The sequence below is a fragment of the Selenomonas sp. WCT3 genome (genome assembly GCA_900100835.1).
GTDB classification, from domain to species: domain Bacteria; phylum Bacillota; class Negativicutes; order Selenomonadales; family Selenomonadaceae; genus Selenomonas_A; species Selenomonas_A ruminantium_E.
Map to the genome: position 1 here is coordinate 231,705 of FNCM01000001.1, position 12,556 is coordinate 244,260.

Sequence of the window (12,556 nt, forward strand, 5' to 3'; positions counted from 1 at the left end):
CCTTTTTTATACGAAGTTTACTGGAAAAAAGTTTCCAAGGACAAATTAGCCAACGATATCCTGTATATCGCCCTGCAAAAATAAACCAACATAACAAAAAGCCGTATGCCTTATCCTTTCCGATAGGCATACGGCTTTTTGCTGCTCATTTTTTGATTTGAATGCGGCCGGTTGCGATATCGCCGATACCTTTTTGATTCAGATATTGGGAAAACACCTCTTCCAGCGTTCCAAACTCTCCAGTCACCTTGGCATTTTTGAGCATGTCATAGCCATCTCCACCGGCAGCGGTAAAATCACTGACTGCCACCTGGTACAGCCGCTGGTTGTCCAAGGGCTCACCGGCCACTTTTACATTGCTCACCCGGCTACCTGCTGGCGCTGCGATATCCAGCGTGAAGGTAAGTCCGCTGACATCCATAAAGCCGCCAAAGGCACCGGGAACATACTCTACCGAATGCTCCAATACCTTTTGGACAGTTGCTCCCGAAATTTCCACCCGCTTCAGCGTATTGCCAAAGGGGAAAATCTTCCAGAGGTCTCCCTGGGTTACCGCCCCAGCCGGGAGATTTGCCCGCAGGCCGCCGCCATTGGCTAAACCGATATCGGCCTGTGCCGCCCACCGCAGGGCATCGGCCGTCAGATTTCCCAATTCCGATTCCCGAGTGCGCACCAATTCACGGGCGCTGGAAAGCTCCCGCGGCGACTGGGTAACTACTTTTCCCACCGTCTTCTGATTATCAGCCTCGATTGCCTGCAAGGCTTCGCTGACGCCTTCATCCGGGCCTTCCACTTCGTTGACGATAGCCGCCCGGTCCAACAGGACAGATTTGACTTTCCGCAGCTTATGGTTCCGCACGATAAGCTCCACTCTACCCAGGAAATCCCCCTGGGCACCAGTCTGACAAATCAGCGTCTTTCCCACTTTTTCCGGCTTTTGCAATTTGGTATGACTGTGTCCATCCAAAATCAAATCGATTCCCGGCACTTCCTTAGCGATGCGCGCCGAAGTGTATTCCGAACTGGCATCAAGTCCCATGTGCATGAGACCGATTACCACATCATGATTCTTGCGCAGTTTCGGCACCAGCTTCTTGGCGGTATCCACCGGATTCAGGAATTTAACCAGTTCCACATTGACCTTGTTGGTCTTATAAGCCGTCTCCGGAGTACTGAGGCCAAACACCGCTATCCGAACACCATTTAGCTCAAAGCTTTTATAGGGGCGGAATACATAGCCCTGTTCGTCCCGGTCCACCAGATTGGCACTTAGCATGGGAAAGTTCAGCATTCCCGCCAACTTCTGCAGCTGCACCGCACCATAATTAAAATCGTGATTTCCCGGCGTCATGCCATCATAGCCGGACAGATTCATGAGACGTGCCATATTCTCCCCCTTGCTGGCATTGATAATCGGCATGCCGTGCAGCGTATCCCCGGCATCAAAGGCTAAAGTGTCGGCATCGGCCTCCTTCTGCTGCCAAATGGCAGCGGCAATCCATTTCATGCCAATGGCCTTTCCATTGTCATCACTCTCTAGCACGCGGCCATGCATGTCATTGGTATGAAAAATGGTGATATGAACCCCATCTTTCTGTACCGAGGCCACGGCTGGCACCGGCAGCAGCAGAGCTGCACTCAGCACCATGGCCATTAGGAAATGGCTCCAGCGAATCGGCATCGTCTTCATTCTCTCCCCTTCTTTCTATTCCCCTTAGCGGGTACGCTCAAGAATAAAACCATAAGGTGCCTCCGGACGGTGATTCCACAGCCGGTAGCAACCAACGGTGTAATCCCTGGCCGGAAGTTTCTGGAAAAAACCGGCCAAATAATCGGCTTCAATCCTGCCTTCGGGATGTCCCGGATAGACCATAATCGCGCAAATCCCCTGAATGCGAAGTTTTGCCAGCACACATTTTACCGCCTTAAGGGTGCTTTCGTGATTAGTCACAGCTTCATGATCAGCTCCCGGCAAATACCCGAGATTGAACATCGCCACATCGATTGACCGGTCAACATGCCGATCAATCTCCTCATGACTTCGCTGCAGATAACAAATCTGTGCCGCAAAATCCCTGGTGCGCTCTTTCGTCCGGGCAATGGCCTCCGGCTGAATGTCAAAGGCATATAGCTGGCAGGAAGCCTTCATATTCTGCGCCAAGAACAATGTGTCCCCACCATTACCAGCCGTGGCATCCACGATGACATCCGCCTGTCTGACAGCTGGCAGGATAGCTTGATGCATCAGATTGATTACATTACTCACAGTTTGCATAATTCGTTTTTTCCTTCCACAAAACCTGCTTATTCATTTTTTTCTTCTAACAATGGTTTGAGGAATTGCCCTGTATAGGACGCCTTGACTTTGACAATATCCTCCGGCCGCCCTTCAGCAACGATGTTTCCTCCTTTATTGCCGCCTTCCGGCCCCAAATCGATGATGTGGTCGGCCGTCTTGATGACATCGAGATTGTGCTCGATGATGACGACGGTGTCACCACCATCGACGAGGCGCTGCAGGATGTCCAGCAGCTTATGGATGTCAGCCGTATGCAGGCCTGTCGTGGGCTCATCGAGGATGTAGAGGGTGCGGCCCGTGCTACGGCGCGAGAGCTCCGTTGCCAGCTTGACGCGCTGGGCCTCGCCCCCCGACAGGGTCGTAGCCGGCTGGCCAAGCTTGATATAGCCAAGGCCCACATCCTGGATTACCTGCAGCTTGCGGGCGATGCGCGGTACATTCTGGAAGAATTCCACGGCCTCGTCAATCGTCATTTCGAGAACATCGGAGATGGTCTTGCCTTTATAGCGCACCTCAAGGGTCTCGCGATTATAGCGCGCCCCCTTGCAGACCTCGCAGGGCACATAGACATCGGGCAGGAAATGCATCTCGATTTTCAAGATGCCATCGCCCTTGCAGGCCTCGCAGCGGCCGCCCTTGACATTGAAGCTGAACCGCCCGGCCTTGTAGCCACGCATCTTGGCTTCCGGAGTCTGGCTGAACAGCTCACGGATTGCATCAAAGACACCCGTATAAGTTGCCGGATTGGAACGCGGCGTGCGTCCGATGGGCTGCTGGTCGATATCGATGATCTTGTCGATATGCTCCAGCCCCTTGATTTTCTTATGCTTGCCCGGCTTGCCCTTGGAATGATAGAGCCGTGAGGCGATGCCTTTATACAGGATTTCATTGACCAGCGTACTCTTGCCCGAGCCCGATACACCAGTCACCAGCGTCATCGTCCCCAGCGGGAATTTGACGTCGATGTTCTTGAGATTGTTCTCCTGGGCCCCTACCACCTCGATGAACTTGCCATTTCCCGGACGGCGTTTGCTTGGCACCGGGATGAACTTGCGCCGGGACAGATATTGACCGGTCACCGACTCTTTGACCTTCATGATTTCCTTGGCCGTGCCCTGCGCGACAATCTGCCCGCCATGGGCACCAGCCCCAGGGCCGATATCGATGATATGATCAGCCGCATACATCGTGTCTTCATCATGCTCCACCACAATCAGCGTATTGCCAAGGTCTCGCAGATTCTTGAGCGTCGCCAGCAGGCGGTTGTTGTCCCGCTGATGCAGGCCGATGCTCGGTTCATCGAGCACGTAGAGCACTCCCTGGAGCCCTGAACCAATCTGCGTGGCCAGACGGATGCGCTGAGCCTCCCCCCCTGACAAGGTTCCTGCGGCCCGGGAGAGGGTCAGATAGTCAAGGCCAACGTTTAGCAAGAAACTAAGACGCGCATGGATTTCCTTTAGAATCTGCACGGCAATCTTCTGCTCCCGGGGCGTAAACTCCACGCCTGCCAGGAAAGTATCGGCCTCACGGATGGTCATAGCCGTAAGTTCCGCGATATTCTTATCCCCCACCGTAATCGACAGCGTCTCGGGCTTTAACCGCGCACCATGGCAGACCGGGCAGTCAATCTCGGTCATATAGTTCTCATAGGACTCGCGCATCTCATCGGAATCCGTTTCCTGATAGCGGCGGTTGAGCATCGGCAGTACGCCCTCAAACTCCACGTTGTACTCCTTGCGCTCGCCAAACATATTCGTATAGTGAAAACGGAATTTCTCATCACCGGCACCATGCAGCAGGACATGGCGGGTCTTCTTGTCCATATCCTTCCATGGCGTATCCACCGTATAGCCATAATCCGTCAGCACCGCCCCAATTACGCACATGCCATAGGAGTGAGGATTCTTCGACAGCGGCGCAAAGACGCCCTTTGCCACCGATAGCGTCACATCGGGCACGACGAGCTCCTCATCAAACTCCATATGACTGCCAAGGCCCATGCAGACCGGGCAGGCACCATAAGGACTGTTAAAGGAGAACATGCGCGGGGTGATTTCCGGCAGGCTGACGCCGCAATCCACGCAGGCAAAATTCTCGCTGAACATCAAGAGTTCCCCGTCGACGATCTGCACGTAGACCACGCCCTCGCCCAGTTTCAGCGCCGTCTCCAGGGAGTCAGCCAACCGCTGTTCCATACCCTCGCGAACGATTAGGCGGTCAATGACCACTTCGATCGTGTGCTTTTTCGTTTTCTCAAGCTGGATTTCATCGTTGACATCGTGGACTTCCCCATCGATGCGCACACGCACATAGCCCTCGCGGCGGATATGCTCGAGTACCTTCTTGTGCTCTCCCTTCTTGCCGCGAATTACCTGGGCCATTATAAGCAATTTCGTGCGTTCCGGCAGTTCCTTGATCTGATCGATCATCTGATCCACAGTCTGCTGGGTAATCGGCTTGCCGCACTTCGGGCAATGGGGACGCCCCGCCCGCGCATAGAGCAGGCGCAGGTAGTCATAGATTTCCGTCACCGTGCCCACCGTGGAACGGGGATTGTGACTCGTCGTCTTCTGGTCAATGGAAATCGCCGGCGAAAGCCCCTCGATATTGTCCACATCTGGCTTATCCATCTGGCCGAGGAACTGGCGGGCATAGGACGACAGGGACTCGACATAGCGCCGCTGACCCTCAGCATAGATGGTATCAAAGGCCAGTGACGACTTCCCCGACCCCGACAGCCCCGTGATGACCACGAGCTTATCCCGCGGGATTTCCACATTGATATTCTTGAGATTATGGGCTCTCGCGCCCTTTATTTTGATGCTGTTTTCCATTGCCTTTTCCTCTTATTTCTTCGGTGGCAGGCTGCCATCGAGTTCCAATATCATATCGCGAAGCTCTGCGGCCCGCTCGAATTCCAGTGCCCGGGAGGCCTGCTGCATCTCGCGGGTAAGGGTCTTGATGAGGTTTTCCTTGTCCTTCTTGGTGAGCTTTTTCTTCTTGCGCTTGCCATCGGCAGAATAATCCGCGGAGGATTCTGCCACCAACGTCGTTTCGATAAGCGGCTTGATGGGCTTTTTAATGGTCTTGGGCACGATGCCGTGCTCGTTGTTATAGGCCTGCTGGATTTCCCGGCGGCGCTCGGTTTCATCAATGGCCCGTTTCATCGAGTCCGTGATGCGATCCGCATACATGATGACATGGCCATTGGCATTGCGCGCCGCCCGGCCGATAATCTGGATAAGGGAGGTATCCGAACGCAAAAAGCCCTCCTTGTCGGCATCGAGGATGGCGATAAGGGAAACTTCCGGCATATCGAGACCCTCGCGCAAAAGATTGATACCCACCAGCACATCAAACTCGCCAGCGCGCAAATCGTGGATGATCTCAGCGCGCTCAATGGTGGCGATATCCGAGTGCAGATAGCGAACCTTGACACCTGTTTCCTTAAGGTAATCGGTGAGGTTTTCGGCCATTTTCTTGGTCAGCGTCGTGACCAGCACGCGCTCGTCCTTCGCGATGCGAATCTTTATCTCTGCCAACAGATCATCAATCTGCCCTTCCAGAGGACGTACCTCAATCTCGGGGTCTAACAGTCCCGTCGGACGGATGATCTGCTGGGCGACCTGCTGGGCTTTACCCAGCTCGTATTTGCCTGGCGTGGCCGAAACGTAAATAATCTGATTGATGCGCGCGGCAAACTCCTCGAAGGTCAGGGGCCGGTTGTCAAAGGCCGAGGGCAGGCGGAAGCCGTTTTCCACCAGGGAAACCTTGCGGCTGCGGTCACCAGCGTACATCGCATGAACCTGAGGCAAGGTGACATGGGACTCATCCATGACAATCAGGAAATCCTCGGGGAAATAGTCGAGCAGCGTATAAGGCGCATCCCCGGCCTTGCGGTGAGTGAGATGACGCGAGTAGTTTTCGATACCCGAACAGTAACCCATTTCCTGCATCATCTCGAGGTCATACTTGGTGCGCTGCTCGATGCGCTGTGCCTCCAAGAGCTTCCCCTGTTGCTGGAACATTGCCACCTGCTGCTCCAGCTCCGTGCGGATATCCGCCATGGCAATCTTGAGGTCTTCATCCTCGGTGACATAGTGGGAAGCCGGGAAGACCATCACATGGGTGCGCTCGCCGTAGACCTCCCCTGTAACCACATCAAATTCCACCATGCGGTCAATCTCATCACCGAACAACTCAATGCGCACTGCCCGGTTGTTATAGCCAGCGGGGAATACCTCCACCACATCGCCGCGCACTCGGAAACGGCCGCGTTCAAAAGCGATGTCGTTGCGTTCGTAGCGAATCTGCACCAGCTTGCGCAGGATGGCCTCCCGTTCCACCTCCTGCCCCTTGTGCAGGGAAAGCACCATCTCATGATAGCTCTCTGGGGAGCCTAAGCCATAGATGCAGGAAACCGAGGCCACGATGATGACATCACGCCGCTCGAACAGGGAACAGGTCGCCGAGTGACGCAGTTCATCGATTTCATCGTTGATGGAGGAATCCTTTTCAATATAAGTATCCGTCGAGGCGATATAGGCCTCAGGCTGATAGTAATCGTAGTAGCTGACAAAGTAACCGACGTAATTGTCCGGAAAGAAGGTCTTGAACTCACTAGCCAGCTGAGCCGCCAAGGTCTTGTTATGAGCAATGACCAGCGTCGGCTTCTGCACTTTCTCAATGACCTTGGCTATGGTATAGGTCTTGCCGGTACCAGTGGCGCCGAGCAGCACCTGGGCATCCTGGCCGTTCGTGATGCCCGCCGCCAAATCGTCGATAGCCTGGGGCTGGTCGCCCATGGGGGCAAACGGTGCCACCACCTTGAAGGGAATATTCGTATCGAATTGGGTTGTATTCAGTTTCGGCACCATCGCCATGACAAGACCTCCTCTGCCTTTTATCGAATGTGTGTACTCTATTATAACGCCATTTTCTCCCTTTTGTCGACCAGCAAAAGCACTCCAATTCCGCATCTTTTGCACGATAATGGTTTCTTTTCCCGCTTTTCTAAGCAAATACAGCAGGTTATAATAAAAGCATAAGCATTTATTTATTTTTTTACGCATAGGATGTGATTACTATGGAAAAAACTTCCCCAACTTCAACAGGCTCCTTCTTGTCTTATCTCAAGAATTACGGCTTTGTGCTCTTCATGCTGATTGGCATCGTCTCAGGCACGTTGCTGGGCCTTTACTTCCCTGAGGCCAAAGGCCTGAAACCTCTGGGCGACCTCTTCATCAACTTGATGTTCTGCATCGTCGTGCCCATGGTCTTCGTTTCGATTGCCTCGGCCATCGCCAACATGGACTCTGCGGGCCGCGCCGGTAAAGTCATGGGCATTACCGTAGCCACCTTCTCCTTTACGGCACTGATTGCCGCCATTGTCATGTATGGAGTCGTCTCCTGCATTAACATCGTGCCAGCTGGCTTCTCCGTTAGTGAAATGGTGACCTCTACCGAAGAACTCACCAAGGTTACCGCCGGGGAACTGCTGGTCAACTTCTTCACAAAGCCTGACTTTGCCGAACTGCTCTCTCGCCGCGCCATGCTGCCGCTGATCATCTTTGCCGTCATCTTCGGCTTCGGCGTTCAGCTCTCAGGCGGCAAAAAGACCATGACGGCCAAACTGCTCGATGACCTGTCGCGCTGCATCATGAAGACGGTCACGATCATCTCCTACTATGCTCCCATTGGTTTCTTCGGCTTCTTTGCCAACCTTGCCGCCACCTACGGCACCGACCTTATGGGGGGCTATGCCAAGACGCTGCTCGTATACTACGGCATGTGCTTTCTCTACATGTTTGTCTTCTTCCCGCTCTATGCCTGGTATGGCGGTGGCCGTCATGCCATCCCTGTCATGTGGCGCAACCTGTTCAAGCCGGCAGCCGTATCCTTTGGCACCTGTTCCTCAGTCGCCACCATTCCTACCAACATGGAGGCCGCCAAAGCCAGCGGCGTCTCCAAGGAAGTCACCGATATTGTCATGCCACTGGGTGCCACCATGCACATGGACGGCTCGGCTATGGGCGCCATCGTGAAGGTCGCCTTCCTCTTCGGCATCTCGGGCATGGACTTCAACAGCGGCGACGCCATCCTGGCCATCATCATCGCCGTATTCTCCTCGGTAGCCATGTCTGGCATCCCAGGAGGCGGCGGTGTCGGCGAATTGGTGCTTTGCTCCTTCTTCTTTAACAACAGTGCCGAACAAATGACCATTGCCTACACCCTGGCCCTGGCCATCGGCAATCTCATTGACCCACCAGCTACCATGGTCAACGCCGCTGGTGACTATGTCGCCACCTATATCGTCTCGCGCTATACCGACGGCAAAGACTGGCTGGAGAAAAAACTCACCAGTTTCCAAACGGAAAGCAACGCCTAAGGCATTATAATAAAAAGCTGACAATTGACTGGTCAAATTTGACTTGTCAATTGTCAGCTTTTTTGTGTTATAAGAAATCCGTGGGCAGGGGGAGTTTTCGGCTCAGTTTCCTGGCCAGCACAATTCCCACTGTGCCGGTAACCAGCTGCGGCCAGCTCATCATAAACAGCAGTAGCGCTATCATTGCCTCGGGCAAATCCAGCAGCTGGCAAACCGCTCTCGCGCCACCGTATAAAATCCCCGTCTTAATGACAGGGGCACAATACAACAAGCTGTTATGACGAAACGCTCCCGCCCAAAGGATAAAGGCCATATTTCCAGCAGCCACCACCGGAATCATCCAGACAATGGGCAGCTGTCCCTGGACAAAAGCCCCCAAGGGCAACAGCCCGCCAATCACCGCCGCCCAACGGCTCCCTGTTTGCCAGATCCCCAGCACCATAATCCCGTTGAGCAGACTCCCAATCAAAAACATATTGACGGGACCTGGAATCATGGGGATAAAGAGCCGGATACTCTGAACCAGCAGCGCAATAGCCAAAAACATGGCCAGCATCGTCCAAATTCGCTTCATCTGACCACCTCTTGGTCCCTATGGATTTAGAGCTGCACCGTCAGGACGCGCTGGGCATCGTCCAAATGCTTTTCAATCTTTTTGGCTTTTTCATCCCCGTTGGTAAGGGCGATTATCGTCGTAAGGGGTTTGCCCTCCTGTTTAATGGAGGCAGCATCAAAGCGAATCAGCGCATCCCCCCGGCTGACTTTTGCCCCCTGCTGGGTAAGGGCCTCAAAACCGCGTCCCCCCAGCTCTACGGTATCAATGCCAACATGGATGAGCACTTCCAAGCCCTCCGATTCAATTGCTACCGCATGGAGGGTATCGGCTAAAAGCTTTATCGTGCCATCACAGGGAGCCGTTATGGTGTCGGCGCCTTCTGCCGGTTCAACGGCAAAGCCATCCCCCATCATTTTCTGGGAGAATACCGCATCATTGACTTCCGTGATATCGAGGATATTACCTGCAACCGGAGAAGCAATAGCCTTCTCTTTTTTTCCAAATCCAAACAATCCAAACATAATGTAAATCCTTTCGTTTTAGCGACAAGCCTTCTTCATCGCATCGGCGATGTGCTCCGCCTGGGTTCCCAGAACGACCTGAACCGCCTGGCCCTTGCAGACAACACCCTTAGCGCCAAGCTTCTTGAGGGCCGCCTCATCCACCAAGCTGCTGTCTTCCACCTTGAGACGCAAACGAGTAATGCAGGAAGAAATTTCCAGCAGGTTCTTTTTGCCGCCCAAATTCGTAATCATTGCCTCAACATAGGCGCCTTCCTCAGCAGCCTCAACTTCATCGTCCTCGTTGGTTTCATCATCATAACGGCCAATGGTCGGAATGTCGAAATGACGGATGCTCCAACTGAAAATCACATAGTACAGCACAAAGAATACAGCGCCAATGCCGATGATGCGTACCGGATTCGTAGCCAAGCCCCAGTTGAGCACATAGTCGATGGCACCACCAGAGAAGCCAAAGCCATGCAGGACACCCATGCTATAGGTAACCGACAAGGCAAGGCCCGTAAGGATGGCATGGACAACGTAAAGGGCCGGTGCCAAGAACATGAACATGAACTCAATAGGTTCCGTAATACCCGTAAGGAACGAGGTGAAAGCCACCGAGGCCAGAGCACCAACAATCACCGGACGATTTTCCGGCTTGGCCGCGCGATACATAGCCAAGGCTACCGCCGGCATACCGAACATCATCATGACGAAGAAGCCAGCCATAAACATACCGGCATGGGGGTCACCAGCAAAGAAACGGTTGAGGTCACCGGTAGCCACCACACCAGCCGGCGTCGTATACTCACCAAAGACAAACCAGATGAAACTGTTGAGGATATGGTGCAGACCAAAGGGAATCAACAGACGGTTCAATACACCATAGACAAAAGTTCCCACGACGCCAGCGCCGATAATCCACTCGCCAATACCATGGATAAAGGTCTGGCAAGGGCCCCAGATTACCCCAAAGATTCCAGCCAGCACGATCGATACGACAGCCGTCACAATCGGCACGAATCGCCGCCCCGAGAAGAAGCCCAGGAATTCCGGCATCTTGATGTCGTAAAAGCGGTTATAGAGAATACCTGCCTCAATACCGCTGACGATACCAGCCAGTACACTCATGTTGAGGTCTCATCGATTGCCTTGAGCCCCGAGGTCAGGACCAGATAACCGATACCACCAGCCAGACCAGCGGCACCGTTGTTCTCACGGGCCAAGCCGACGGCAATACCAATCGCAAAAATAAGTGCCAAATTGTCAAAAACCGCACCGCCAGCCTTGGTGATGAACGGAATATTGAATACGTCCGGCGCACCGAGACGCAACAAGAGGGCTGCTGCAGGAAGTACAGCAACCGGCAGCATTAATGCCTTACCAATGCTCTGGAGCCTTTCCAAAATACTGTTCATAATCATTCCTCCCTACAAATTATATCTAATTTGCAAAAAAATAAACCGCCGAGCACTTTGCCCACGGCGGCCTTTTTTATTATACGTCTTCGGAAGCTTACTCGTCAATACCTCTCCCATTCATTGCCAGCTGCCTTTCGGATTTAACTCAAGCAGAAACTTCCCGGGCGGTAAGAATGGAATCAATCTTGATACTGCGGGTGGTATTGAGATCGATGAACTCTCCGCGAGTGGTCTGAACTACAGGCAGGCTCGTAACACGACTTTCGTCGATATAGACGATACGGCCGCGCTCACCGTTGCTGAGCTGTACCCAATTGCCATTTAACGCATGGCAGAGGTTCTTGATAAACAGCACGCCATACTCCGTATCCAGCTTGCCATTGACAATATCATCGTAAAGGATTACGAATACATCAAAGGGCGAACGGCGTTTGGCAAAGACCCGGTCGCCAGCCATGGCGTCATAGATGTCGAGAATTGCCAGCACTCGGCCAAAGCGGGAAATCTGATCCTTGGTCAAATTGTGGGGATAGCCGGAACCATCGCAGCGCTCGTGATGCTGCAATACCCCTTCCATGATATCCCGATTGGCGCTAAGGGTCGTCATGCCAATCATGTCGTGGCCAAACTGCGTATGCTTTTTCACCATATCGAACTCTTCCGGCGTCAAGCGCCCCTTCTTGTTCAAAATATCCTGGGAAATGCGCATCTTGCCCAGGTCCAGGAAGAGCCCCGCAATGACCAGGTTATATTGATCCAGCACCGACCAGTTGAGCCATTTTCCCATCAGACCAGCCAGGATGCCCACATGCAGGCAATGATTGACCAGCACACTGCCTTCCCGCGTCATATTGTGAATCTGCGAAACCGCTTTTGCCCCATCGCAGAGCTCACGGAAATTCTTCTCATCCATGATGGCTTGCAGCTCCGCAGCATCGAATTCGCCCCGCTCCGAAAGCGCCAAAAACATATGCTCCAGTTTGTGATACACTTCGTTATAGCAGGCAATATAGTCATCATCGAGCAGGAACTCATTCCCCGGAATATCGATAACAGCCTCTTCTTCCTCAATATAAACCTTAAAGATGGGGCGGTCCAACAAATTATAAATCAATTCCTTTGTCATTACGGTCCCCGAACCGATAAGGATATTGGCACTTTCGTCCATTACGTCGCGCCCCACTACCATGCCGGCGCGCAAATCTTCGATTGCGTATGACTTTAACACTACAATCACCCTTCCGAGGATTATTTACACATCCTAGTTTATAAATATGACAATTTATTATATCATATTTACTCGTGATTCGTATATACTATTACAAAAATGTTAAAAAGGTCCGTTGACTCTTAACGAATCAACGGACCTTTTACTAACGCCAGGTCATT

The 12,556-nt window shown here is 53.0% G+C and carries 8 protein-coding genes and 1 pseudogene; 1 reads left to right on the plus strand and 8 read right to left on the minus strand.

The features are described 5' to 3' along the window. Positions 1 to 145: 145 nt before the first annotated feature. The 4 genes from BLQ36_RS01195 to uvrB are packed head-to-tail and all read right to left on the minus strand — an operon-like array spanning position 146 to position 7,182. Complete coding sequence (locus BLQ36_RS01195; RefSeq protein WP_074513594.1) at positions 146 to 1,690, minus strand: bifunctional metallophosphatase/5'-nucleotidase; 1,545 nt, start codon at positions 1,688 to 1,690, stop codon at positions 146 to 148. Positions 1,691 to 1,714: 24 nt separating this feature from the next. Then, the gene (locus BLQ36_RS01200) at positions 1,715 to 2,275 is read right to left on the minus strand and encodes a tRNA (mnm(5)s(2)U34)-methyltransferase (RefSeq protein WP_074513595.1); all 561 of its coding nucleotides are present in this window, start codon (positions 2,273 to 2,275) and stop codon (positions 1,715 to 1,717) included. 29 nt (positions 2,276 to 2,304) lie between these two features. Next, positions 2,305 to 5,133 carry an excinuclease ABC subunit UvrA gene (gene uvrA, locus BLQ36_RS01205; RefSeq protein WP_074513596.1) on the minus strand — a complete coding sequence of 943 codons (2,829 nt, stop codon included), beginning with the start codon at positions 5,131 to 5,133 and terminating at the stop codon, positions 2,305 to 2,307. 12 nt (positions 5,134 to 5,145) lie between these two features. Continuing rightward, positions 5,146 to 7,182 (minus strand): excinuclease ABC subunit UvrB, encoded by a 2,037-nt coding sequence (gene uvrB, locus BLQ36_RS01210; RefSeq protein ID WP_074513597.1) that lies wholly within the window; start codon positions 7,180 to 7,182, stop codon positions 5,146 to 5,148. Between the two features lie 203 nt (positions 7,183 to 7,385). Here uvrB and BLQ36_RS01215 point away from each other — a divergent pair, with 203 nt between their 5' ends. Further along, positions 7,386 to 8,687: a dicarboxylate/amino acid:cation symporter gene (locus BLQ36_RS01215; RefSeq protein WP_074513598.1), complete on the plus strand. Its 1,302-nt coding sequence runs from the start codon at positions 7,386 to 7,388 to the stop codon at positions 8,685 to 8,687. 67 nt (positions 8,688 to 8,754) lie between these two features. On the opposite strand, the gene BLQ36_RS01220 is transcribed toward BLQ36_RS01215, so the two are convergent. The 4 genes and pseudogenes from BLQ36_RS01220 to BLQ36_RS01235 form a co-directional block, all read right to left on the minus strand. Continuing rightward, entirely contained in the window at positions 8,755 to 9,261 is a 507-nt protein-coding gene (locus tag BLQ36_RS01220) for a hypothetical protein (RefSeq protein ID WP_074513599.1), read from the minus strand. 26 nt (positions 9,262 to 9,287) lie between these two features. Next, on the minus strand, positions 9,288 to 9,764 hold the full coding sequence (locus BLQ36_RS01225; protein WP_074513600.1) for a PTS sugar transporter subunit IIA: 477 nt from the start codon (positions 9,762 to 9,764) through the stop codon (positions 9,288 to 9,290). A gap of 18 nt (positions 9,765 to 9,782) precedes the next feature. Continuing rightward, positions 9,783 to 11,164, minus strand: a pseudogene (nagE, locus tag BLQ36_RS01230) (N-acetylglucosamine-specific PTS transporter subunit IIBC). 148 nt (positions 11,165 to 11,312) lie between these two features. Beyond that, positions 11,313 to 12,395: an HD-GYP domain-containing protein gene (locus BLQ36_RS01235; protein WP_074513601.1), complete on the minus strand. Its 1,083-nt coding sequence runs from the start codon at positions 12,393 to 12,395 to the stop codon at positions 11,313 to 11,315. Between the last annotated feature and the right edge of the window lie 161 nt (positions 12,396 to 12,556).

What these genes read in the sequence shown, in the direction of transcription:
- BLQ36_RS01200 (WP_074513595.1), bottom strand. Translation starts at nt 2,275, where the DNA reads ATGCAAACTGTGAGTAATGTAATCAATCTGATGCATCAAGCTATCCTG.
- BLQ36_RS01215 (WP_074513598.1), top strand. Translation starts at nt 7,386, where the DNA reads ATGGAAAAAACTTCCCCAACTTCAACAGGCTCCTTCTTGTCTTATCTC.
- BLQ36_RS01220 (WP_074513599.1), bottom strand. Translation starts at nt 9,261, where the DNA reads ATGAAGCGAATTTGGACGATGCTGGCCATGTTTTTGGCTATTGCGCTG.
- BLQ36_RS01225 (WP_074513600.1), bottom strand. Translation starts at nt 9,764, where the DNA reads ATGTTTGGATTGTTTGGATTTGGAAAAAAAGAGAAGGCTATTGCTTCT.
- uvrA (WP_074513596.1), bottom strand. Translation starts at nt 5,133, where the DNA reads ATGGAAAACAGCATCAAAATAAAGGGCGCGAGAGCCCATAATCTCAAG.
- uvrB (WP_074513597.1), bottom strand. Translation starts at nt 7,182, where the DNA reads ATGGCGATGGTGCCGAAACTGAATACAACCCAATTCGATACGAATATT.
- BLQ36_RS01195 (WP_074513594.1), bottom strand. Translation starts at nt 1,690, where the DNA reads ATGAAGACGATGCCGATTCGCTGGAGCCATTTCCTAATGGCCATGGTG.